This is a genomic window from Cytobacillus sp. Bva_UNVM-123 (assembly GCF_046351715.2).
GTDB lineage: Bacteria > Bacillota > Bacilli > Bacillales > Cytobacillaceae > Cytobacillus.
On the sequence record NZ_CM177772.1, the window covers coordinates 1,614,048 to 1,635,119 of the forward strand.

The 21,072-nt window shown below is 34.9% G+C and carries 26 protein-coding genes and 1 pseudogene; 17 read left to right on the forward strand and 10 right to left on the reverse strand.

Features of this window, described 5'->3' with window-relative positions:
- The first annotated feature begins 135 nt into the window (after window positions 1-135).
- Together KDN24_RS07840 and KDN24_RS07845 are read left to right on the forward strand one after the other, a co-directional pair.
- On the forward strand, window positions 136-531 hold the full coding sequence (locus tag KDN24_RS07840) for a response regulator transcription factor (RefSeq protein WP_409971566.1): 396 nt from the start codon (window positions 136-138) through the stop codon (window positions 529-531).
- The gene (locus KDN24_RS07845) at window positions 524-1,453 is read left to right on the forward strand and encodes a cyclic di-GMP-binding domain-containing protein, MshE-related (RefSeq protein WP_409971567.1); all 930 of its coding nucleotides are present in this window, start codon (window positions 524-526) and stop codon (window positions 1,451-1,453) included. The genes KDN24_RS07840 and KDN24_RS07845 overlap by 8 nt, the downstream gene beginning before the upstream one ends.
- A gap of 61 nt (window positions 1,454-1,514) precedes the next feature.
- Here the strand turns inward: KDN24_RS07845 and KDN24_RS07850 are convergent, their stop codons facing one another.
- The gene (locus tag KDN24_RS07850; protein WP_409971568.1) at window positions 1,515-2,150 is read right to left on the reverse strand and encodes a hypothetical protein; all 636 of its coding nucleotides are present in this window, start codon (window positions 2,148-2,150) and stop codon (window positions 1,515-1,517) included.
- A gap of 188 nt (window positions 2,151-2,338) precedes the next feature.
- Here KDN24_RS07850 and KDN24_RS07855 point away from each other — a divergent pair, with 188 nt between their 5' ends.
- Window positions 2,339-3,040 (forward strand): winged helix-turn-helix domain-containing protein, encoded by a 702-nt coding sequence (locus KDN24_RS07855; protein WP_409971569.1) that lies wholly within the window; start codon window positions 2,339-2,341, stop codon window positions 3,038-3,040.
- Window positions 3,030-4,445 carry a sensor histidine kinase gene (locus tag KDN24_RS07860; protein WP_409971570.1) on the forward strand — a complete coding sequence of 472 codons (1,416 nt, stop codon included), beginning with the start codon at window positions 3,030-3,032 and terminating at the stop codon, window positions 4,443-4,445. Before KDN24_RS07855 ends, KDN24_RS07860 begins: the two co-directional genes overlap by 11 nt.
- A gap of 251 nt (window positions 4,446-4,696) precedes the next feature.
- Here KDN24_RS07860 and KDN24_RS07865 read toward each other — a convergent pair whose 3' ends face one another.
- The 6 genes and pseudogenes from KDN24_RS07865 to KDN24_RS07890 form a co-directional block, all read right to left on the reverse strand.
- On the reverse strand, window positions 4,697-6,046 hold the full coding sequence (locus KDN24_RS07865; protein ID WP_409971571.1) for a hemolysin family protein: 1,350 nt from the start codon (window positions 6,044-6,046) through the stop codon (window positions 4,697-4,699).
- A 194-nt stretch (window positions 6,047-6,240) separates the two neighbouring features.
- Window positions 6,241-6,486 carry a MerR family transcriptional regulator gene (locus KDN24_RS07870; RefSeq protein WP_491348368.1) on the reverse strand — a complete coding sequence of 82 codons (246 nt, stop codon included), beginning with the start codon at window positions 6,484-6,486 and terminating at the stop codon, window positions 6,241-6,243.
- Window positions 6,487-6,507: 21 nt separating this feature from the next.
- Window positions 6,508-6,642: pseudogene (locus KDN24_RS07875) on the reverse strand (MerR family DNA-binding transcriptional regulator); the annotation flags it as partial.
- 158 nt (window positions 6,643-6,800) lie between these two features.
- Window positions 6,801-8,117, reverse strand: a complete 1,317-nt coding sequence (locus tag KDN24_RS07880; RefSeq protein ID WP_409971572.1) for a hemolysin family protein — start codon at window positions 8,115-8,117, stop codon at window positions 6,801-6,803.
- Between the two features lie 188 nt (window positions 8,118-8,305).
- On the reverse strand, window positions 8,306-8,848 hold the full coding sequence (locus KDN24_RS07885; RefSeq protein WP_409971573.1) for a GNAT family N-acetyltransferase: 543 nt from the start codon (window positions 8,846-8,848) through the stop codon (window positions 8,306-8,308).
- Between the two features lie 319 nt (window positions 8,849-9,167).
- The gene (locus KDN24_RS07890) at window positions 9,168-10,292 is read right to left on the reverse strand and encodes a histidine kinase N-terminal domain-containing protein (protein WP_409971574.1); all 1,125 of its coding nucleotides are present in this window, start codon (window positions 10,290-10,292) and stop codon (window positions 9,168-9,170) included.
- A 283-nt stretch (window positions 10,293-10,575) separates the two neighbouring features.
- Here KDN24_RS07890 and KDN24_RS07895 point away from each other — a divergent pair, with 283 nt between their 5' ends.
- The 10 genes from KDN24_RS07895 (at window position 10,576) to fumC (ending at window position 17,278) form a co-directional block, all read left to right on the forward strand.
- Window positions 10,576-10,800 (forward strand): FeoA family protein, encoded by a 225-nt coding sequence (locus KDN24_RS07895; RefSeq protein ID WP_409971575.1) that lies wholly within the window; start codon window positions 10,576-10,578, stop codon window positions 10,798-10,800.
- Window positions 10,800-12,803, forward strand: a complete 2,004-nt coding sequence (gene feoB, locus KDN24_RS07900; RefSeq protein ID WP_409971576.1) for a ferrous iron transport protein B — start codon at window positions 10,800-10,802, stop codon at window positions 12,801-12,803. Before KDN24_RS07895 ends, feoB begins: the two co-directional genes overlap by 1 nt.
- Window positions 12,804-12,822: 19 nt before the next feature.
- The gene (locus KDN24_RS07905; protein ID WP_409971577.1) at window positions 12,823-12,993 is read left to right on the forward strand and encodes a FeoB-associated Cys-rich membrane protein; all 171 of its coding nucleotides are present in this window, start codon (window positions 12,823-12,825) and stop codon (window positions 12,991-12,993) included.
- Window positions 12,994-13,164: 171 nt separating this feature from the next.
- Window positions 13,165-13,632: a helix-turn-helix transcriptional regulator gene (locus KDN24_RS07910; RefSeq protein ID WP_409971578.1), complete on the forward strand. Its 468-nt coding sequence runs from the start codon at window positions 13,165-13,167 to the stop codon at window positions 13,630-13,632.
- Window positions 13,633-13,823: 191 nt separating this feature from the next.
- Entirely contained in the window at window positions 13,824-14,384 is a 561-nt protein-coding gene (gene sigY / locus KDN24_RS07915; RefSeq protein ID WP_409971579.1) for an RNA polymerase sigma factor SigY, read from the forward strand.
- On the forward strand, window positions 14,341-14,688 hold the full coding sequence (locus KDN24_RS07920) for a YxlC family protein (RefSeq protein WP_409971580.1): 348 nt from the start codon (window positions 14,341-14,343) through the stop codon (window positions 14,686-14,688). The genes sigY and KDN24_RS07920 overlap by 44 nt, the downstream gene beginning before the upstream one ends.
- Window positions 14,685-14,903, forward strand: a complete 219-nt coding sequence (locus KDN24_RS07925; protein WP_409971581.1) for a sigma-Y antisigma factor component — start codon at window positions 14,685-14,687, stop codon at window positions 14,901-14,903. The genes KDN24_RS07920 and KDN24_RS07925 overlap by 4 nt, the downstream gene beginning before the upstream one ends.
- A 6-nt stretch (window positions 14,904-14,909) precedes the next feature.
- On the forward strand, window positions 14,910-15,113 hold the full coding sequence (locus KDN24_RS07930) for a hypothetical protein (protein ID WP_409971582.1): 204 nt from the start codon (window positions 14,910-14,912) through the stop codon (window positions 15,111-15,113).
- Window positions 15,094-15,408 (forward strand): YbjQ family protein, encoded by a 315-nt coding sequence (locus KDN24_RS07935; protein ID WP_409971583.1) that lies wholly within the window; start codon window positions 15,094-15,096, stop codon window positions 15,406-15,408. The genes KDN24_RS07930 and KDN24_RS07935 overlap by 20 nt, the downstream gene beginning before the upstream one ends.
- Before the next feature lie 487 nt (window positions 15,409-15,895).
- Complete coding sequence (fumC, locus tag KDN24_RS07940; RefSeq protein ID WP_409971584.1) at window positions 15,896-17,278, forward strand: class II fumarate hydratase; 1,383 nt, start codon at window positions 15,896-15,898, stop codon at window positions 17,276-17,278.
- 60 nt (window positions 17,279-17,338) lie between these two features.
- On the opposite strand, the gene KDN24_RS07945 is transcribed toward fumC, so the two are convergent.
- Window positions 17,339-17,548 (reverse strand): alpha/beta-type small acid-soluble spore protein, encoded by a 210-nt coding sequence (locus KDN24_RS07945; RefSeq protein ID WP_409971585.1) that lies wholly within the window; start codon window positions 17,546-17,548, stop codon window positions 17,339-17,341.
- Window positions 17,549-17,833: 285 nt separating this feature from the next.
- On the opposite strand from KDN24_RS07945, the gene KDN24_RS07950 reads away from it, so the two are divergent.
- Window positions 17,834-18,076 carry a hypothetical protein gene (locus tag KDN24_RS07950; protein ID WP_409971586.1) on the forward strand — a complete coding sequence of 81 codons (243 nt, stop codon included), beginning with the start codon at window positions 17,834-17,836 and terminating at the stop codon, window positions 18,074-18,076.
- A gap of 44 nt (window positions 18,077-18,120) precedes the next feature.
- Here the strand turns inward: KDN24_RS07950 and KDN24_RS07955 are convergent, their stop codons facing one another.
- The gene (locus tag KDN24_RS07955) at window positions 18,121-18,312 is read right to left on the reverse strand and encodes a hypothetical protein (RefSeq protein ID WP_409971587.1); all 192 of its coding nucleotides are present in this window, start codon (window positions 18,310-18,312) and stop codon (window positions 18,121-18,123) included.
- 205 nt (window positions 18,313-18,517) lie between these two features.
- On the opposite strand from KDN24_RS07955, the gene KDN24_RS07960 reads away from it, so the two are divergent.
- The gene (locus tag KDN24_RS07960; protein WP_409971588.1) at window positions 18,518-18,649 is read left to right on the forward strand and encodes a hypothetical protein; all 132 of its coding nucleotides are present in this window, start codon (window positions 18,518-18,520) and stop codon (window positions 18,647-18,649) included.
- Window positions 18,650-19,047: 398 nt separating this feature from the next.
- A complete protein-coding gene (locus KDN24_RS07965) occupies window positions 19,048-19,398 on the forward strand; it encodes a YlbF/YmcA family competence regulator (protein ID WP_409971589.1) in 351 nt (116 codons plus the stop codon).
- A gap of 91 nt (window positions 19,399-19,489) precedes the next feature.
- Here KDN24_RS07965 and KDN24_RS07970 read toward each other — a convergent pair whose 3' ends face one another.
- Complete coding sequence (locus KDN24_RS07970; protein ID WP_409971590.1) at window positions 19,490-20,938, reverse strand: vWA domain-containing protein; 1,449 nt, start codon at window positions 20,936-20,938, stop codon at window positions 19,490-19,492.
- Between the last annotated feature and the right edge of the window lie 134 nt (window positions 20,939-21,072).

Genomic DNA, 21,072 nt, shown 5'->3' on the forward strand with positions numbered 1-21,072 from the left:
CCATTTATTGAAAATGAAAAAATGTCTAAAATAAAAACTTTTTAGGATTTTAGTGATGTAAATTCATTTTATTGAAGGGATTCAACGGAAAATATAGAACTTTTATCCTATAACAAGATATAGGAGTGATTTATATTGCAACAAGAATTGAAAGTGTTAATTTGTGATGATTCTGCCTTAATAAGAAAAAAATTTCGAAAGATATTAGAGGTTTGCCAATGTAAATATATTGAAGAAGCAGATAATGGTGAGATGGCTGTAGAGAAGGTAAATGAATTTAAGCCAGATCTTGTTTTTATGGATATTGTGATGCCTAAAAAAGACGGAATTGAGGCTTTAGAGGAAATTAAAAAGGAATATCCAACGATTAAAGTTGTAATGGCATCTTCAGCAGGAACACAATCACATTTGAAAAGGGCGCTTGAGCACGGTGCATATGATTTTATTCAAAAGCCAATTACACTTGAAGCTGTAGCTGTGTTGATTGAGAAAATAATGACAGAAAAGAAAGAAGGTAGTGCCCATGTTTAGTCAATATTTTGGTCATTATTTATTAAACAATGGACTCCTTACTTCCGAACAGCTCCATACCGCCCTTCAACGCCAGCAAACAACACATGTGAAATTTGGTGTTATTGCTGTTGATGAAGGTCTTTTAACCTCTGCACAGGTAGAGGAAATTCATGAAAAACAAAAGCAGCAGGACAAACGGTTTGGGGAGATTGCTGTTGACCTAGGCTATTTATCAAATGAACAGGTTGAAGAGATGCTGACCGCCCAAAAGAAAAATCATCTATTATTAGCTCAAGCGATCGTAGAGCAAAACTATATGACGATTGATGCATTTTCGAATGCGCTAACCGATTATAAAAATCTTCACAGTCTTTCTGATGAAAAATTTGCCGCCATTAAGGATGGCAATATCGAGGCCATGATTGAAAGTCTTCTTCAGTTAAATGAGGAAGAAAAACAATGCTACTCCGATTACTTATCTCTATTCGTAAAAAACATCATTCGCTTCATTGATGATCAAGTTTTTGTTGAAATAAGTTCTGAGCAAGATGAGTTGCGGGCAGAGTGGCTTGTATCCCAAGAAATAAAGGGGAAAGTACCATTATATACAGCCATTGCACTTGAAGAAAGTGTCTTTTTGCAAATAGCGTCTATATATGCGGAGGAAGAATTAACGGAAGCAAATGAATTAGCTCAAGCATCAGTGAGTGAGTTTTTAAATTTGCACAACGGGATCTATTTAGTGAATATGTCTAACAAAGGGGTTGAGTTAGATATGGACCCGCAAAAGATAGAAAAAAATGCTGTCATTTCAACACCGCCAGCAGCAGGTCTATCAGTAGATGTCCACACTTCAAAAGGAAAATTCCATTTAGTCATTTCTAAACTGCCTAAACATGTTAACGTTATTAGAAGTGTAGCTACTAACGAAGCCATTTAATAGGAGAAAAGAAGCCGCAAAAGATGTAGAGGCTTCTTTTCTCATTTTTTCGATAGGATAATTAATCCATTATATCTTCTTTTATTTTTTTTATTAATGTTTTCTTTTCCATATGCAATTTTTTATGATCAAGGTTTAAGTCTTTCAATAAGTCTTTATAAGACTTTCCCTCTTTCTTAAGCTTAATGAGCTCTGCTAAATCTTTATTTCCCGCTTTTGCGATTACTGCCGCGTGAATAAGAAAACGCAAAGGTATTCCTTCTTCAACATAGCCTACAATTTCAGCTTCGGTTTTCCCAGTATATTCTGCGACATTCTCTACGACTGTTTCTTTATTTTTCATAAGGAATTTTTCCAGTTCCTCATGACATTTCTTCTTTAACTCTTCCGTATTTAATCCGTAATGTTCAGCTGTCTTTTTCCATGAAGAATCACTTTCTTTATATGTTTTTAATACATCATCAATCTTTTGATTAGCAAACTTTGCTATATGTGCAGCTTTGTAAATATCACCTTTAGAATATCCTTGTTTTAAAAGACGGTTAAAATCTACTTCATTTATGAAATGGTGGTGATGTTCTTTAAATTCCTCCTCATTTGTTTTTTCTTCTGCATATGTAGGAACTGTTGTTGGTAAGAAAATGCTTCCGAATAGCAAAATACATAATGAACTAGCTGTAATAAATAGCTTTTTCATTTTTGACACTCTCCTTCTTTGTGAAAATTCAAGATACAATGATAGCATGTCCAAAAATTCTAAACTAATGTGGAAAAAAATAGGATGTTGCAGGATAATATAAGAGAAATAAGAGATTATGATTGAAAAACTAGCAAATGTTCGATTAAATTAAAGAAAGAACTAACTAGAAAATGGGGAAGGTAAAAATGAAAATTCTCGTAGTTGAAGACAACGAAAGCGTTTGTTCCATGCTTGAGATGTTTTTCATAAAAGAAGGCTATCAAGGTGTTTTTGTCCATAATGGTCAAGATGGTTTCGATCACTTTAATAAAGATAAATGGGACTTGATTATCCTAGATTGGATGCTGCCAATTATGGATGGGGTTACACTGTGCAGGAAAATACGTGAGCTTAGCCAAGTGCCAATTATTATGCTTACAGCGAAAGATAGCGATTCTGATCAAGTGCTTGGGCTTGAAATGGGAGCAGATGATTATGTGACAAAACCATTTAGTCCACTTGCCCTCATGGCAAGAATTAAAGCCGTGACACGGCGCTATCAAACGGAAGCAACTGAAAAAACGGAAGCTCATATTGTGACAAGCCAATATTTTAAAGTGAATAAAGATTCAAGAGAAGTTTTATTTAATGGACAGCCTGTAACAAATTTAACACCAAAAGAATTTGATTTACTCTATTATTTTGTAAAATATCCAAAACAAGCTTTTTCAAGAGAGCAGCTTTTAGATCGTGTATGGGGATATCAATTTTACGGTGATGAGCGTACAGTGGATGTTCATATTAAACGTTTAAGAAAAAAGATTAGAACTCCTGACCAGTCGTTTATCCAAACCGTCTGGGGCATCGGTTATAAGTTTGATGAGACGGTGTTCACAAATGAGGATTAAATTTTTTTATCAGCTTTTAATTAGCCATATTGGCATGTTAATCTTTGCTTTCATCGTTTTAAGCCTATCGTTTTCTCAATTTGTTCAAAATTATATTTTTCAAAACAAAGTAGAAGAGCTAGAGGCATATGGCGAGCAAATTTTAACAGATTTTACGATGCGGATTGAGGGAAATGAACAATTTCTTTCTGAGTACAGCCAGCTTCTAAATACGAGGCATATAAGATATTTGCTTTTTAATAGAGAAGGGTATGTCATCTATCCGCAATTGCAAAGCACTCCTCTTATTCAACTGACAGATGCGGAATGGGGAAAATTATTGAATGGTCACAAAGTCTCGGTAAAACATGACTTTAAAAGGTTTGGTCAGGAAGTGTCACTTGTTGCTATTCCATTTATGAATGGGGAGCAGTTAGCTGGAGGCATTCTTTTAATAGCTCCTATTACTGGAACGGTAGCAATGATTAGTCAATTGAATAAGTTTTTATTATATACAATTATTATTTCGCTTTCAGCGGCCATTTTGATAAGCTTATTATTCTCGAAAAGCTTAATTAAAAGAATTAAGGATTTGCGAAATGCGACATCAATGATTTCAACAGGCAATTATGATGTTCATGTTCCGTATAATTATCTTGACGAAATTGGTTTACTAGCAAAGGATTTTAATAAAATGGCGGTAAAATTAAAATCCTCGAATGAAGAAATTAATCGACTGGAAAATCGCCGGAGAAAATTTATCGCTGACGTTTCCCATGAATTGAGAACACCTTTAACGACTATTAGCGGACTTGCGGAAGGAATTAAAGATCAATTGATTCCTGAAGAGGATATTGAAAAAGGGATGATTCTCATCGATCGAGAAGCAAAGAGGTTAATTAGACTTGTGAATGAAAATCTTGATTATGAAAAAATCCGCTCGAATCAGCTAAAACTAAATAAAATGTCAGTGAATTTATTAGAAGCACTAGAAGTTGTAAAAGAGCAGTTAAGTATTCAGGCGAAAGAAAAGAATAATGATATATCGATTGATTGCCATGAAGAATTAACGGTTTTTGCTGATTATGATCGATTAATTCAAATTTTAGTAAACATCGTGAAAAATTGTAATCAGTTTACTGAAAATGGACAAATTCGATTAAGAGGGAAAGCAAATAACGATTTAACGATGATCGAAATAGAGGATACAGGTATTGGGATTGATCCGAAAGAAATCGAATCCATTTGGCTCCGTTTTTATAAGGCCGATGTTTCAAGGACTGGCAATGCTTTCGGAGAATTTGGCATCGGGTTGTCGATCGTAAAGCAGTTAGTGCAGCTTCATAACGGGCAAATTCAAGTTCGTAGTGAGGAAGGGGAGGGAACAATATTTACCATTACTCTTCCGAATAGCAGTGACTCGTAAAGGTAATGAATTATATAAGCTAGGCAATAAAAAAACCTACATTCCATCGATGGGAAGTGTAGGTTTTTATTTTTTACACGGAAGCCGCTTCCGCTTTCTATGTCTAGCTCCAGCGGCTAGCGACTAGTAAACTTCCTTCCCTCTCCCTACGATAAGTCAACATCGACTCGTTCCACTTGTCGTGTTTCCTTTATCTCAGTCGAGGTCAGTCCAGTTTATACGTCGCTGATCAAGCCGCTTCCGCTTTTCTATTACGAAACAATTTGTGTTTCTGTTAAGGGTAATGAGTTTGCTGATGGTTCAGTTTCAGGATTTTTTGTGACCTCAATATATTTAATATGATGGTCTTCCATATCGACAATTTTAAAAGAATAAGAGTCTAGGTGAATAATATCACCTTGTTTGGCCTCATAGTTTTCTGTTAAAATCCAACCGCCGATCGTATCTACGTCTTCATCATCAATTTCAAGATCAAGCAATTCATTAACTTCACTTACAAGTACTTTTGCGTCAATTAAATAGTGATCATCTTTAACTTTGCGAACTTCAGCTATTTCATCCATATCGAATTCATCGCGGATTTCCCCTACAATTTCTTCGATAATATCTTCAACTGTTACGAGTCCAGATGTACCGCCATACTCATCCATTAAGATTGCCATATGAATTCTTTCCTTCTGCATTTTCAAAAGAAGGTCATGAATCGGAATCGTATCAATAACACGAATGATTGGCCGTGTATATGAATGTAGTGTATTGGCTGTGACTTGTCTATTTTTAATAAGGTCAGTCATCACTTCTTTAATATTGACTAAGCCAATAATATGGTCTTTATCCCCATCAATGATTGGGTACCGTGTATATTTTTCTTCATAGACCGTTTCAATAAATCTTTCTAACGTATCATCTTTTGAGAATGATACAATTTCTGTCCTTGGAACCATAATTTCTTTTGCAATTCGATCATCAAAATCAAAAATTTTATTTACATACTTAAACTCTGATTGGTTGATTTCGCCACTTTCATAGCTTTCTGATAAAATGATGCGAAGTTCTTCTTCAGAATGGGCCAATTCATGTTCAGAAGCAGGCTTTAAACCAAATAACCCTGTAATTAGTCGTGCTGACCCATTGAGTACCCAAATGAAGGGGTACATCAATTTATAGAACAGAATTAAAGGACGAGCAGTCAAGATTGCCACAATTTCGGCCTTTTGAATCGCAAGTGTTTTTGGTGCCAATTCTCCTACAACAACATGTAAGAAGGTCATGATAAAAAAGGCAAACCCGACTGAAAGAATCTTGGTAACAGATTCAGGTATTGTTAGTTGATTAAACAATAAATGAAGTATGTGAGCAAATGTTGGCTCACCAAGCCACCCGATTCCAAGTGCTGTAACTGTAATCCCTAATTGACAAGCTGACAAATATTCATCAAGATTACTAATTACTTTTTTTACCGGTATTGCATGTTTATTTCCTTCTTCAATTAATTGATCAATTCTCGAACTTCTTATCTTTACAATAGCAAATTCTGAAGCTACAAAAAAAGCCGTCAAAGCAATTAAAATGGCTATAATAACCAAGTTAAATATGTCCAAATAAATTCCCTTAGCCCGAAGTTTTTCGGGTAAGGAGTCACCTCCTGATAATATGGAAAATTGTACTTCTTCAGCTTGTTAAAATTTAGGCTGAATGAAGTTGTGCCACAGGCAATTGCTTTAGATTTTTTAATAAATGTATTGGACAAGCCAACTAAAAAATCTATGCACAAATTCGCCAGGGCAAATTTGTACTAACTCGTTAAACTCATAAGAGATTTAATCAAGGATGAACCCTCTGAATTTAATTTTTTGGAGAGATCATCTTTCTGTTCTTCATCTAAACGATTCATTAGTGGAAGCAAAACAGATATTTCATTACGCAGCTGTCTAATTTGTTTTGACACTGCGTCAATCTGATTTTTTACCTCACCAGTATGCATATTCGTTTTAGATTTTAAATCTAGCTTTCTCTTAATCTCGTCTAATGGAATATGCATATTTTTGCACTCTTCAATAAATCTAAGATCAGACAGTGCCTTCTCCGAATATATTCGGTAATTGGATTCTGTCCGATCAGCTTGAATGAGCCCAATTTTTGTATAATAATCAATTGTTCTTTTAGAGACATTAGCTATGCTTGCTACTTCACCGATACGATAAACGACCCCATTCTATCACCCCTATTTTTCATTCTTGAAATTATTATATGTTACACAAAACCGTACAGTCAAACGTCTTAGTTTGAAAAAATGGATTATTTTAATTTTATTAGAAAAAAAAGTGAATATGAAACAAGATTTTAAAGTATTTTTCATTTTTCTTTCATACTTGTTGTTTCCGCTTTTTTAACCTCAATATATGAAATGTGATGGCCATCAATTTCGTTAATAATAAATTGATATCCATCTTCTTCAATAATATCCCCTTTATTAAGATCAAATTTTTGTGTTAAAAACCAACCACCAATTGTATCGACTTCCTCTTCATTTAAATTTGTTCCAAGCAAATCATTTGTCTCAGTAATGAGAAGCTTCGCATCTAAAATATAATGGTCTTTATTAATCTTTTGGATGAGAGGAAGTTCATCTATATCAAACTCATCTTGGATTTCACCAACGATTTCCTCCAAAATATCTTCAACGGTAACTAAACCTGCTGTTCCTCCATATTCATCGAATAATATGGCCATATGTGTACGTTCTTTCTGCATTTTTAATAGTAGATCATGAATAGGGATTGTTTCAATTACACTAATTACACGCTTGATATAATGAACGACTGGCTTGTCCTCTTTACATTTCTTTTGAATGCAATCCGTTAATAATTCTTTCACATTGATTAATCCAAGTATATTGTCTTTATCTCCATCTGAGATGACTGGATACCGAGTATATCTTTCATGTAGCACAACCTCAAGAACTTCATTAAGTGTTGCACTTTCATCCAAGCTTACGATTTCAGTGCGAGGCACCATAATTTCTTTTGCAATTCGATTGTCAAACTCAAATATCCGATCTACATATTTATACTCCGCCTGATTAATTTCTCCGCTTTTATAGCTTTCTGAAAGGATAATTCGCAATTCCTCTTCAGAATGAGCCATTTCGCTTTCCGATATAGGTTTTAATCCAAACAAGCTGCTGACAAACCTTGCAGAACCATTTAAGGCCCAAATAAACGGAAACATAATTTTATAAAACCAAATTAAAGGTTTTGCGAAGGCTAATGTGATTTCCTCTGATTTATGGATGGCAAATGATTTTGGTGAAAGCTCACCAATGACAACATGTAAAAAAGTAACAACCGAAAATGCGATGATGAAAGATAGAAATTTCGAGATGGATGGCTGTAAATGAAATAAGTCAAAAATAGGTAGCAGGAGCTTTTCAAAAGTTGGTTCGCCAAGCCATCCAAGCCCAAGTGATGTGATTGTAATTCCAAGTTGGGTGGCAGATAAATATTCATCCAGATTAGAGACGATTTTTTTTGCCGCATAAGCACGTTTATTTCCTTCGGCAAGCAACTGATCAATCCGTGATGTACGTACTTTTACCATTGCAAACTCTGAAGCAACGAAGAAAGCGGTAAGTAATATTAATAAAATGAGAAGAAAGATATTTAGTAGCATTTTTTTAAACCTCGCATATGTATAGGGATTATCTGCTCCCTTTAAATTTAACATTCCCTAAAATATAGTATTTTACAAATGGGATTGTGGAATATATTACGGTCGGCATAAGAGAGCATTCGTTTGTCGTTCCAACAAAAAGAGCAGTCAAGTGACTGCAATCATAATTTCTTTTAGAAATAAAATGATTAATTTTTCCAATCTCTAGCCAGCATTCCGTAAACAGCTAGATCATGGAAGTGATTATAAAGAAATTCTCCATCTCGAATGACTCCCTCTTGCATGAAGCCAAGTCTTTCAGGTATGGCACGGCTTTTCTTATTTTCAACCCCACATCTTATTTCAATCCTGTTTAGATTAAATTGGAAAAATGCGTAATTGATAAGAGCTTGTACGGTTCTTGTCATAATGCCTTTTCCCTCAAAGCCTTCCGCTAAATAATAGCCCAAACTTGATTGTTTGTTATTCCAATCAATATTATGAAATCCGATGGAACCAATGAGTTCACCGTTATAGCGAATTCCTGTATTAAAACCTTGATTATCGGCAAATTGTTTTAGCCATATAGGAATAATGGAATGATATTGCACAGGTGAAGTCATATTATCAACCCATGGCAGCCATTTTCGTAAATGATTTCGATTGTTGTCTACGAGGTAGAAAAGCTCCTCTGCATGGTGCAACTGAAATAGTTGTAATTCGATTTCTTGATCAACCTTTAACGTAAACATTGAAAAGCTCCTCTCCAAAATGTTTTTATCCATAATAATAAAGGGAAAAATCACAGAAGTATATGAAATTTATTATTTTTTTGGAAAAATAATTTAAAATGCCGACTCAGCTACTAAGTGAGTCGGCTTTCTTTGATGAAATTAAAGGATCAATTTTAAAGTTAGAGAACTGTCTAGCTCCAGCGCCTAACGACTAGTAAACTTCCCTCCCTCTCCCTACGATAAGTCAACATCGACTCGTTATCACTCGTCGTGTTTCCTTTATCTCAGTCGAGGTCAGTCCAGTTTATACGTCGCTGACCAAGGCGCTTCCGCTTTTCTAGTGATGAGCAATCGGAAGAGTGATGCTGAAAATCGTTAATTCATTTTTTGTTTGGCAAGTAAGTTGCCCTTTATGCTTTTCAATGATTTCTTTACATACAAATAAACCTAGTCCGGTTCCAAGCGTTTTTGTCGTTACGAAGGGCTCAAAAATAGTTTTGATTAAACTTTCCGGAATCATTGGTCCATTATTGGCAATTTCAAGCTTAATATGTGAATTTTCTTCACGGCGGCTAGTAATTTCAATTTGCGGATCTGATGAGTATCCGTTCAATACATCAATTGCATTAAAAATAATATTTATGAGGACTTGACGGATTTCATCGGCATAGCCATATAAATTTATATTTTCTACTAAATCCTTTCTTACGCTTACATTCCCATCTAAAATACTAGGATATAAAAAGATTAATACTTCATCAACCAACTCATTAACCGAAAAAGTCACTTTTTCTTTTCCGATTATTTCCTTTTTAGAAAGAAGAAGAAATTGAGATATTCGAAAATTCAATTGTTCTAATTCAATTGAAATGATGTCTAAGTAGCTCATTTCAGGGTTTTCCGCTTTAAGTAGCTGAATAAAGCCTTGTATAGAAGTAAGAGGATTTCGAAATTCGTGGATGAAGCTAGAAGTCATTTGCCCTAATAAAGTCAGTCGATCTTTATGGCTCATACTAATAAACTTAGTTTTTTCCTCTATAATTTGATTTTGTTTATTGCTATAGTGAGTCATTGAATAATATAAGAATTGATCAAAGAAATAGTGTATTCGCTCTGAAATATCTTGTAGCTCCTCTTTATTTAAGTCCATCTTCCAAATGGTTTTTTGGAAAAGCTCTCTTCCTAAATTCACGTTATACACAAATTCCCCAATATTACTTCCAGCCTGCACTCTTTGACTGGCAATGGAAATCGCAAACTTACGAATATTTTCAGTGAAGTTCTCTTTGTTATTAGAGAGGCTCTGTATAAATTGATTGAAAATCAAGTTTCCATTTTCTAATATATTGTCCTTAAAGCTGTCCCCAAGAGATATTAATACTCTTTCTTCCCATTCATTGACTAATTTCTCTCTTTCTTTTTGTAAGAAATCAACGGTATGATTGACTATTTGGGTAATCATATAAACCTCCATTCTGTTATGAACATAGAAAAAAGTGCTTTTACCATATACATTTCTATATTGTTTGTAAATTTCCTTTGTCGAAAAAAAACGAAAAAGTACAACTTTAGTGTGATTATTAGCAGTAGGGGTATTTGCACAATGGGAAGGAATTCCATTGTGACATATACGTGAAAAAAGTTGTGATGTGATTTTATTCACGGTTTTTTTATGATAAAATTGTTATAAATAGAGAGAATCATTCTCAATTAATCTTGATTTATGAAGAAATTAGGTGGGTACTGTGCTTGGGAAATTAAAAAAAGGCGAAAAAGCTAGAATATTAGACATTTCACAAACTGACCATTTAGTCCGAAGACGATTGCTTGATTTAGGCATCACTGAAGGAGCAGAAGTATGCATTAAATGCTTTATGCCATTCGGAGGCCCTGTAATGGTAGAATCTTGTGGACAATGTGTGGGTATTCGAAGAAAAGAAGCGATCCAAATTGAAGTGGAGAGATTATAATGGACATCGCCTTAATCGGTAATCCAAATACAGGAAAAACATCTTTGTTTAATACGCTTACAGGTTCATATGAATATGTTGGTAACTGGAGCGGAGTTACGGTTGAGAAAAAGGTTGGCATATTTAAAAATAACAAAGCAAAGCTAATCGATTTACCTGGAATATATTCCTTAAATCCATTATCTAAAGATGAGGGAGTTGTCACCCAATTTCTTCTATCAGATGATGTTGATAAAACAATTAATATATTGGATGCCTCACAATTAGAACGGAATCTCCATTTAACAATTCAATTAATTGAATATGGAAAGCCCATTATTATTGGGTTAAATATGATTGATGTTGCAGAAAAAAGAGGCATTCATGTCGATGAAGAAAAATTATCGACGGCAATTGGTGTGCCGATTGCATCTGTTATTGCGAGAACAGGAAAAGGCTGTGAGCATTTATCAGAGATAGTTACATCTGAATCGATGTCACAGTCGAATGTTCATTTTGTCCAATACGGTAATGAAATAGAAGACGCTGTCTTACAATTACACGAGTTATTAGACGGCAAAACGAATTTATCCATAAGATGGCTTGCCATTCAATTATTCGAAGATAATGAATATGTAAAAAAATACATTTACGATTGCCTAGACGAAAAAAGCGTTTCTGATTTTGTTCAAGCAGTTAAAAATACTGTACTAGCAAAATATGAGACTTCGCTTGAACAATTTATTTTTCAAAAAAGAAAAGAAAAAATTCATCAAATTATGGAGCAAGCAGCGATAACTCGAACTGAGGGGAAGACCCCTCTTTCAGAAAAAATTGATGCTGTTGTGACGAATAAAATATTAGGCTTGCCGATCTTTTTTCTCCTTATGTATTTAATGTTCATGTTAACATTCGATGGATTAGGAACGCCATTATCAGATTGGCTCGATGGATTTTTTGCAGGTACTTTAACAAATCTTCTAAATGGATGGCTAGATGCCGCGGGTGCTTCTGAATTTATTCATTCTTTAATTCTTGATGGGATCGTTGCTGGTGTTGGGGGAGTACTTGTTTTTGTTCCACAAATTTTCATTCTTTTCTTTTTCATCTCGCTTCTAGAAGATTCTGGCTACATGGCTAGGGTTGCCTTAGTAATGGATAGAGTGATGGAATCTGTAGGGTTAAATGGGAAAGCCTTTATTCCGATGATTATTGGCTTTGGCTGTAATGTTCCTGGGATAATGGCTGCGAGAACAATTGAAACACCTAAGGAACGATTATTAACGATATTATTAACTCCATTAATGTCATGTTCAGCACGCTTACCAATTTATGCTTTATTCGTAGGAGCATTTTTTCCAGGGAAAAAAGCTTTAGTAGTTTTGTCTCTATATATTCTAGGAATTATCGTTGCACTCATTTTGGCAAAAATATTCTCATCAACATTGTTAAAAGGGGAAACCTCCTTATTCGTCATTGAATTACCGCCATATCGCTTGCCTCAATTCCAAGCTTTATGGAGAAGTACTTGGGATAAGGGAAAAGGCTTTGTTAAAAAAGCTGGAACATTTATTTTTGCAGGCTCTGTTTTTATTTGGCTCCTTTCTTATGCAGGACCAAATGGGTTAAATGTTGATTTGGATGATAGCTATTTAGCTGTGATTGGAGGCATATTAGCTCCACTATTCGCGCCAATTGGCTTCGCAACTTGGCAGGCAGGTGCTTCACTAATTACTGGTTTTTTGGCAAAAGAAGCGATTATTTCAACAATGAATATTATTTATTTTGTTCCAGATGAGGCGACTCTTCAAGGTTTACTAGCAAATTATTTCACACCATTAGCAGCATATAGTTTTATGGTATTTATTTTATTATACATTCCTTGCTTAGCAACAGTTGCAACGATTTATAAAGAAACAGGCTCGAAGAAGTGGACAGCATTTTCAATTGGTTATGCACTTGTTATTGCGTATCTACTTGCACTTATTATCTATCAAGGTGGAAAATTGCTAGGCTTTTCTTAAATCAGAAGGAGTGAATGAAATGATCATCAATATCCTTATCGGTGGAATAATATTTGGCTATGCAAGTTGGGCTTTATACAAATTTCTTAAGAAATCAAAGCAAGGAAAATGTGCAGCATGTTCAATCAAGGATAGCTGCAGTAGTTCATGTAGCACTGTTGCTAGTGGGCATTCTAAAAAAGCAAATTAATCGTGGTTTACTACATTGCAAACTGTTGTCTCTTTAGAAGGCAACAGTTTTTTTAATGGAAAGTTTGGCAAATCTAAAGTTTTTCTAAAGATTGTTAAAAAGTATTATAATCTTTTATAATACATGTATAAGTGTAATAATACACGAAAAGATATAAAGGGATGAATCAATTTGACTCGTGAGGAGATTATTTTAAAAGTATCGGAAAAATTGCGCCTAATTCGGACAGAAGCGGGATATACTCAAGATAAAATGGCTGAAATTATTGGTATTTCTAAAAAAACGTTAGTTCAAATCGAAAAAGGAAGAGTGGAAGCAGGTTGGACGACAGTAGTTGCTGTTTGTGCCCTTTTTCGAGAAACAGAAACAGTTCGATTTTTATTTGGAAATGAGCCATTAGAGGTACTTGAAACGATAGCAAGAGAAGGAATTGACTATCGAAAAGAAAAAACAATGGGCGGTAAAATTTGGTGGAAAGAAATAAGTCAGCAAAATGGTTTATTGTTGCAGCAAAATATTATTAGTAAGCACTATCGAATTATTGATGAGGATCATTTCCGGATATTTAGTAGCTTTGATGAAGGATCTACTAAAGAACGATTCAATGAATTAGTGTTTGAAATAACGGAAAAAACTTGAAAAAAGTACGCCCAAATTTGGACGTGCTTTTTTAGCTAATAAGTAAAACTAAGGCATACGCCATAAGAACTTGGCGCATGCTAAGTTTTTTTGAAAATTCTTTTGAACGATTTTTAAACCTTATACGTCTTATGATTGCTACTAAGAATAATTGAAGAAGCGAGATGGTAGAAAGAAAGGACTAGAAGTAAATGGAGGATAAGGCTCTCATAAAAAATGCAAAACGCGGTGACAAACGCTCCTTTGCCATGCTTTTTCAAAGAAATTATCCATTCCTGGTCAAATATTTACTAAAGATCACGATGAATCCTGATACAGCAGAGGAACTTGCACAAGAAACGATGGCAAAATGTATTGAAAAAATTCATCTATATGAAAATAAATCAAAATTTTCCTCTTGGCTTATTTCAATTGCGACAAACTTATATATAGATAAGCAACGGAAAAAAAAGAGAGAAAAAAAGTGGTTGCAGGAAGAAGAGATTTTCCGGAAGTTAAAATGGCAAATTGAAAGTCGCAATGAGGAATGGAATGATGCGTTGGCGGCTTTAGGGAATTTGAAAGAGGACGTACGGATTCCGATTATTTTAAAGCATTATTATGGTTATTCATATGACGAAATCGGTGAGATGATGAAGGTGTCATCTGGAACGATAAAGTCACGAGTTCATCATGGACTAATTGCTGTTAGAAAGGAGTTGAGGCCGAATGAAGAATCAGAGGAATATAGTGGAAAGCGGGCTTCAAGATGATAATCTACTTGTAGTTATTAACGAAATTGAACAAAGTTTAGATTCAATCGAACATAATACTCCTATTTATACACCTGATCTAGACTGGTTCGAAAATATGGTTTTAGAAGAAAAACACAAATTAAGGAAAAAACTCATCTTCGATGTAACTGCTTTTGCTGTTGTTGCTTTATTTATCTTAAGCATTGTTTTGTTTTCATTATATAGAATGCCAATTATTTTCTTCGCCATTCAAGGATGTTTAACGATGATTATGATTGCATATTTTTCTATTCAATATGTAAAGCGGGTGAAAGAGACATGAATGAAGAAATCTCTCCACTTCTGCTTGTAATGACTGCATTTATTCTTATTTTTCAAAGCAGCTTTCTTTTTTTAGATGCTAGAAAGTATGGACATAATTATTGGCTATGGGGGATTTGGGGATTAACTTCAGCACCAATGCCAATTCTAGTTTATCTTGTTTGTATAAGAAAGCCTTGGCGGAAAAGGAAGAGTAAATCAGAACTAAAGGAATGAGGATGTATGGGGAAAATAAAACAATTGCTTTTAGTGTTAACAACAGTTGGACAAATAATCGGGATAGCTTTACTATTTATTAATTTTAAAATAGGAATCATCGTTTATGTGATTTCGGCTGCTTTACCATTAATCATTATTTTGTTGTTAATTGTTGAAAGAAAGAGAGAAAAAGAGGAGGACAATCGAAATGATTATTGTAACTACTGATTATATACCTGGGAAAGAAGTAAAGGAATTAATAGGATTTGTTAGAGGTGGTTGTATTCAATCAAAGCATATTGGTAAAGATATTATGGCTGGATTGAGGACAATTGTCGGTGGAGAAATTAGTGAGTATACGGAAATGATGGAAGAAGCAAGACAAAAAGCGATTGGAAGAATGGTTGAGGATGCGAAAATGAAGGGAGCAAATGCCATAATTGGTATGCGTCTGCAATCATCTGCTGTCATGCAAAATGCCTCAGAAATTATCGCTTATGGAACTGCTGTTGTTGTAGAATAAGAGGAATATGGTGAGCTCGAGCGCTATAACATTGAACGAAAATAGACAGAGCAAAAGAGTATTCCAAGGGCTTTTTCAACTTTTTGATCAATTGTTGGTTTTCTGTCACAGAATGTTACCAATTACAATAGGTCTCCTTCCTTATTATATGTTACTTTTTAAGTATTCAAAGGAAACATGTACATAGGAGGGGTAGAGGGATGGAACAACTAACAATTACATTAGCATTAGCAAGTATAATGGTACTTACTTTTTATATTGGCTATACACTTGTCAAATCTTAAACTGCATGCGATACGCATTGCAGTTTTTTTATCCCTTTTTATCCCTTTTTATCCCCCTGAAGTAAGATAATGTCCACCCCACACAAACATAACCATCAAAACTGTCCACGAACGGTGCCTGGCACTGAGTAATAAGTTTGGGGGTTTTAGGGTATAGAATATAAGGGAAGGATTGGCATATTTTATTGTTGAGGAGGGGTTTTATGACTGGATATCGGATTGAGCGGGATACGTTGGGCGAGGTTAACGTACAAGCTGATAAATATTGGGGAGCTCAAACACAGAGAAGCAAAGAGAATTTCAAAATTAGTTTTGAGAAAATCCCAATGGAAGTGATTTATGCACTTACAAAGATTAAAAAAGCGGCAGCTATTGTAAATAATAGGTTGGGACGATTAACAGCAGTCAAAAAAGAAGCGATCAAACAGGCTTGCAGCGAAATTTTATCTGGAAAATTCGATGAGCACTTCCCTTTAGTTGTATGGCAAACAGGTAGTGGTACACAAACAAATATGAATGTTAATGAAGTTGTTGCCCATAGAGCAAATGAAATATTGCGGGAAAAGGGTGATCTAGAAGCGAAGGTACACCCAAATGATGATGTGAACATGTCGCAAAGCTCAAATGATACTTTTCCAACAGCTATGCATATAGCAGCGTATCATGTCGTATCTGACAGCTTACTGCCTTCTCTTCAAAATTTGAGAAAGACCATTCATTTAAAGGAAGAGCAGTACAAACATATTGTCAAAATCGGTAGAACACATTTACAAGATGCGACTCCACTAACATTAGGTCAAGAAATAAGTGGATGGCGCGTCATGCTTGAGAAAAATGAACAGATGATAGAGGACGCCAAGCTGTACTTGCTTGATTTAGCAATTGGTGGAACTGCTGTCGGTACAGGCATTAATGCACATTCTTCGTTTGGATCTGAAGTTGCAAAAGAAATTGCTGAAGACACTACTTATCCTTTTCGAACAGCTGAGAATAAATTCCATGCATTAACAAGCCATGATGAAATTGTTCATATGCATGGAGCCTTAAAAGCGCTAGCAGCTGATTTAATGAAGATCGCCAATGATGTAAGATGGTTAGCCAGTGGACCAAGAAGTGGGATCGGTGAGCTGATTATTCCTGCAAATGAACCAGGGAGTTCGATCATGCCTGGAAAAGTAAATCCGACACAAAGTGAAGCTTTGACGATGGCTGTATGCCAAGTGTTTGGGAATGATGCAACAATTGGCTTTGCAGCAAGTCAAGGGAATTTTGAACTCAATGTATTTAAGCCTGTCATTATTTATAACTTCATTCAAAGTATTCGTCTTTTAGCGGATGGCATGAAGTCTTTTAATGATAATTGCATTGGTGGTTTACAGGCAAATGAAGAAGTAATTGAGGATTATGTAAATCGTTCACTTATGCTCGTTACAGCACTAAATCCTCACATCGGTTATGAAAAAGCTGCAGAAATTGCTAAGCTTGCTTTTAATGAAGACATTACATTAAAGGAAGCTGCATTGAAAACTGGCTATATCACGAGCAGCGAGTATGATGAATGGGTCGATCCGAAAAAAATGGTTTAAAGGAAAAAGGGACGAAAATTCGTCCCCTTTAAGCCATAATATTTAATTAGTGTGAAAATATTATTGGTGACCGCCAAGCTGTTGTTGCGCCATTTGTACAAGGCGTTTTGTGATTTCTCCACCAACAGAACCGTTAGCGCGAGAAGTCGTGTCAGGACCTAAGTTGACACCAAATTCACTAGCGATCTCAACCTTCATTTGATTGATTGCCTGTGCTACTCCAGGTACTAGTAATTGATTTGAGGAATTGCTTCTGTTTGTGTTATCCATTATGTCTTCATCTCCTCATTCTTTTTTTTGAGATATGGTTGGGTTAGCCGGAGTTGCACCGGAACAGCATTTGCATGTTACCACCAATATGGTTTAACCCAGTAGTTTTATATTTAAATTCAACTTTGCATTGGGTTGTTACATACTATTATGTTTAAATCTTTTATCTTTATTCTGTTTATTCTAGTGGCAATTATTTCCGTACTCAATTCGATGCTTTCGGAAAAACTAATGAACATAACTATCCTTCTATGAAGTACAGAATTTGAATGGAGATGTAAAAAAATGGCGATTTGTCCCATTTGTAATGGATTTGAACAATTCAAAGGAAAATGCTCTATTTGTGGAAATGAATTGAAGGATACAGGAAGAATTATGGATTACTATGATGGTTATAGTGCGTATATGCCGATTGATCAAATGAAACTGGAGGATGGTTATCAGAATGATTATGTTAAAAAGGAATGTCCTCACTTATTAACATGTCCAATTTGCGGTCAAGATGAAGTAAGGCTCATAAAAGAATAAATAAAAAAAACCCGCTCCTCATCGGGTTTTAGGTTGTGGAACTCTTATTCAGTCGTATTAATTGGGGGTTCTTCTTCGTAAAGGTCTCTAGCTTCTTCAATATTTGCATAACCTTCTCGCATATGAACTGATCCACCAGACATCCCTTCATTAATCATGCGATCAATATCAAGATAAGCATGATCCCTTCCTTCATGAAGTAAATCCTTTTCACGTTCTTTATTATCCTTTGACAAATGCAATCCCTCCTATGAGAATTGTATATTTACAAATGGGATGCGAGATAAAACTTCATCCAATCTTATGTTTCCAAAGATAATTTTGTTCTATGCGACAAAAAATGAAATAGCTTAATTGCTTTATTATCCAGAGTATTTTCATGTGTCTGAGGGAAGAAGAAGTATGTACGATATTTTAAGCAAGATAAAGGAGGAGAATGGAATGAAAAGCAAAAATTTAGCCCTAACTACTTTAGCATTAGGTGCCGCCTACTTATTAAGAAATGATAAATCACGCAAAAAATTAAAAAATCAATTTTTATCATTTGCTGGTCCTTCTCGAAGAGGATGGTAAACCAATTGGTACTAAGCCCGATTTCAATTTACTTGAAATCGGGCTTTCATTATTTTTAATTACTAACAATTCACAAATGGTTGTTTACCTGTATAATAAAAAAACAAAGACTGTTTTAAAATCGGATGTAAGAAGGAACTAAATTGCTTTAAGTACAAATAGAAGGTAGATGTTTAATTTCATGCAATAGTTACGACAATAGGATTAATGGTTATTAATTTTGCATAAGGCAATCACTTACTTTTCAAGCTTTGAAGGGAGACAACATATTCAACAGATGGCAGATGATTTCTTAAAAGAAAGAACTAAGCTTTTCCTTCACTAAAGTTGTATCGCCCTCGCAATGATTAGCATAATTTGTTATAGTAAATTGATTGCCCAAAAAAGGAGTGAAGAGGATGGCAGTTAACTTATATGATTCAGCTTATGAGCTTGAGAAAGCAATTAGACAAAGCAATGAATTCAACTCATTAAAGCAAGCATATGAAGAGGTAAATGCAGATCCAACTGCTAAACAATTGTTTGAGAATTTCCGTAATATTCAAATGCAGCTACAACAAAAACAAATGATGGGTCAGAATATTTCTGAGCAAGAAGTACAGCAGGCGCAACAAACAGTTGCTTTAGTTCAACAAAACCCGAAGATTGCAAGGCTGATGGAAGCTGAACAGCGTTTAAGTATGATGATTGGTGAATTGAATAAAATTATTATGAGACCGCTTGAAGAGCTATATGGGCCACTTGTGTAAAATGATTAGGTTACCAAAAATAACATAAGAAAAGTAATAAAGGAGGATGACTTCGAATTAGTCATCCTCCTTTCAAATATAAAAATGTACATTACTTATTTGTTGTTTTATGCATTTCAAACATTCGCTTTGTCCAATTATTAACCCTTTCATTTATTTCCTTGCGCTTGTCATCGATTTCTTTTTCCTTTTTCTGTCCTAATTCCTTATGTGTTTTTAAAGCCAAGTCAGCTTTAATTTGGGCTTTTTCCTTAAGAGCGTCATGTGCTTCACTTGTGATCATCTTTTCAGTTCTCATAATATGGAGTGCCGAATAAAAACGGCTTTTTTCATTTAAACCTGTATAATAAATTCTACTTGAAAGCTTCTCTCGTTCTACCATAAAATCATACATTTGTCCCCAATGCTTTATTAGTGAGTTTGATTTGCTCATAATTTCTGTAAAAGATGGGACCCATGTGTTTTGGATCGAGCTATTCAATTCCTCGATTGTTTTGGCAGAAATATACTCACCATTACCAGCATCGGCAATTTTCTTTAGTGAGTTCTCTCCTTTAGTATCAACGTCAAATCCAATGATATTTACTTGTCTACCAGGGTTTTCTGAAGCAAATGCCTGTGCCTCTGCAACTGGATCTCCATCGCAAGTTTCGGCACCATCACTTATAATATAAAGAGTAACATTATCTGTAGTCCCAGCCATTTTTTCACGTGCAGTTTTGATTGCCCCTGCAATGGGGGTCCATCCTTTTGCTTCAACACTATTTACTGCCTCAGTAAATTTTTTTGCCTCAAATTTTTGTAATGGATATATTTCATCAATTTTCGAGCATGACTCAGCTTTACCTGCATTTGTTTCTGAACCAGCATGTCCGTAAACGAAAAGTGATACATCATGAGTAGAGCCAATTGTATTAGCAAATCTCCCAGCAGCCGTTTTAGCAATGGCCATTTTTTGCTTTCCTTGAATGTTTTTCAGCATACTTGTGCTCGCATCTAGGAGAATAATTGCTTTTCCAGGATCTGTCTCCTGTGCCCGATCTTCCATTTCGTGAGGTTCAGGTAAATAGGGCTCATACCAATCTCCTTCGAATTCTTCTAATTCCTTTATCGCCCTTTCATAAGCATAGCTCCCTATATAGTAATGAAGAGCTTTAAAGATCGTATCCGTATCTGAAGTTGCAGCTGTTACCTTTTTTAATTCCTCTGTTAATTCATCAGCATACTCACCAAGACCAAAATTTCCCCAAACTTGTGCAGTTTCTTTTTCGTATGGAATGTCATTACTAAAAATACCGCCAATTTGTTTTTGAAGCCCGTCTACTGATGTTGGAATTTCGAGCTGTTCAATTTTGGCTAAATCATTTTCATCTAATGAAGATAATTGAACTTCACTTTCATCTGTTTGCTCATTGGCTCCAGATTCAATTACTGGATTAGTTGGGGGAATTTTTTCTTGTGAAATATCCTCTTTTTTTGAACAGCCAAAAATAAAAAATAAAACGAACAGCGATATGATGGCTTGAGATTTTTTTAACATGCCAAACCTCCAATATTCTAAATAATACATATAGTTTAATAATGAATGTAAATTATTGCTAGCAGCAAAGGAATAATTAGGAAGAAATAACTAACTTAATAATTGAATTTGAAATTTCGAAGGAATGTTCTATT

Excerpts from the sequence above, each read along its gene's own strand:
- KDN24_RS07885 (WP_409971573.1), bottom strand. The coding sequence starts at position 8,848 with ATGTTTACGTTAAAGGTTGATCAAGAAATCGAATTACAACTATTTCAG.
- KDN24_RS07905 (WP_409971577.1), top strand. The coding sequence starts at position 12,823 with ATGATCATCAATATCCTTATCGGTGGAATAATATTTGGCTATGCAAGT.
- KDN24_RS07855 (WP_409971569.1), top strand. The coding sequence starts at position 2,339 with ATGAAAATTCTCGTAGTTGAAGACAACGAAAGCGTTTGTTCCATGCTT.
- KDN24_RS07945 (WP_409971585.1), bottom strand. The coding sequence starts at position 17,548 with ATGGATAACACAAACAGAAGCAATTCCTCAAATCAATTACTAGTACCT.
- KDN24_RS07870 (WP_491348368.1), bottom strand. The coding sequence starts at position 6,486 with ATGCATATTCCATTAGACGAGATTAAGAGAAAGCTAGATTTAAAATCT.
- KDN24_RS07950 (WP_409971586.1), top strand. The coding sequence starts at position 17,834 with ATGGCGATTTGTCCCATTTGTAATGGATTTGAACAATTCAAAGGAAAA.
- KDN24_RS07890 (WP_409971574.1), bottom strand. The coding sequence starts at position 10,292 with ATGATTACCCAAATAGTCAATCATACCGTTGATTTCTTACAAAAAGAA.
- KDN24_RS07925 (WP_409971581.1), top strand. The coding sequence starts at position 14,685 with ATGAATGAAGAAATCTCTCCACTTCTGCTTGTAATGACTGCATTTATT.
- KDN24_RS07935 (WP_409971583.1), top strand. The coding sequence starts at position 15,094 with ATGATTATTGTAACTACTGATTATATACCTGGGAAAGAAGTAAAGGAA.
- KDN24_RS07860 (WP_409971570.1), top strand. The coding sequence starts at position 3,030 with ATGAGGATTAAATTTTTTTATCAGCTTTTAATTAGCCATATTGGCATG.
- KDN24_RS07850 (WP_409971568.1), bottom strand. The coding sequence starts at position 2,150 with ATGAAAAAGCTATTTATTACAGCTAGTTCATTATGTATTTTGCTATTC.
- sigY (WP_409971579.1), top strand. The coding sequence starts at position 13,824 with ATGGAGGATAAGGCTCTCATAAAAAATGCAAAACGCGGTGACAAACGC.
- feoB (WP_409971576.1), top strand. The coding sequence starts at position 10,800 with ATGGACATCGCCTTAATCGGTAATCCAAATACAGGAAAAACATCTTTG.
- fumC (WP_409971584.1), top strand. The coding sequence starts at position 15,896 with ATGACTGGATATCGGATTGAGCGGGATACGTTGGGCGAGGTTAACGTA.
- KDN24_RS07960 (WP_409971588.1), top strand. The coding sequence starts at position 18,518 with ATGAAAAGCAAAAATTTAGCCCTAACTACTTTAGCATTAGGTGCCGCC.
- KDN24_RS07965 (WP_409971589.1), top strand. The coding sequence starts at position 19,048 with ATGGCAGTTAACTTATATGATTCAGCTTATGAGCTTGAGAAAGCAATT.
- KDN24_RS07845 (WP_409971567.1), top strand. The coding sequence starts at position 524 with ATGTTTAGTCAATATTTTGGTCATTATTTATTAAACAATGGACTCCTT.
- KDN24_RS07970 (WP_409971590.1), bottom strand. The coding sequence starts at position 20,938 with ATGTTAAAAAAATCTCAAGCCATCATATCGCTGTTCGTTTTATTTTTT.
- KDN24_RS07920 (WP_409971580.1), top strand. The coding sequence starts at position 14,341 with ATGAAGAATCAGAGGAATATAGTGGAAAGCGGGCTTCAAGATGATAAT.
- KDN24_RS07880 (WP_409971572.1), bottom strand. The coding sequence starts at position 8,117 with ATGCTACTAAATATCTTTCTTCTCATTTTATTAATATTACTTACCGCT.
- KDN24_RS07930 (WP_409971582.1), top strand. The coding sequence starts at position 14,910 with ATGGGGAAAATAAAACAATTGCTTTTAGTGTTAACAACAGTTGGACAA.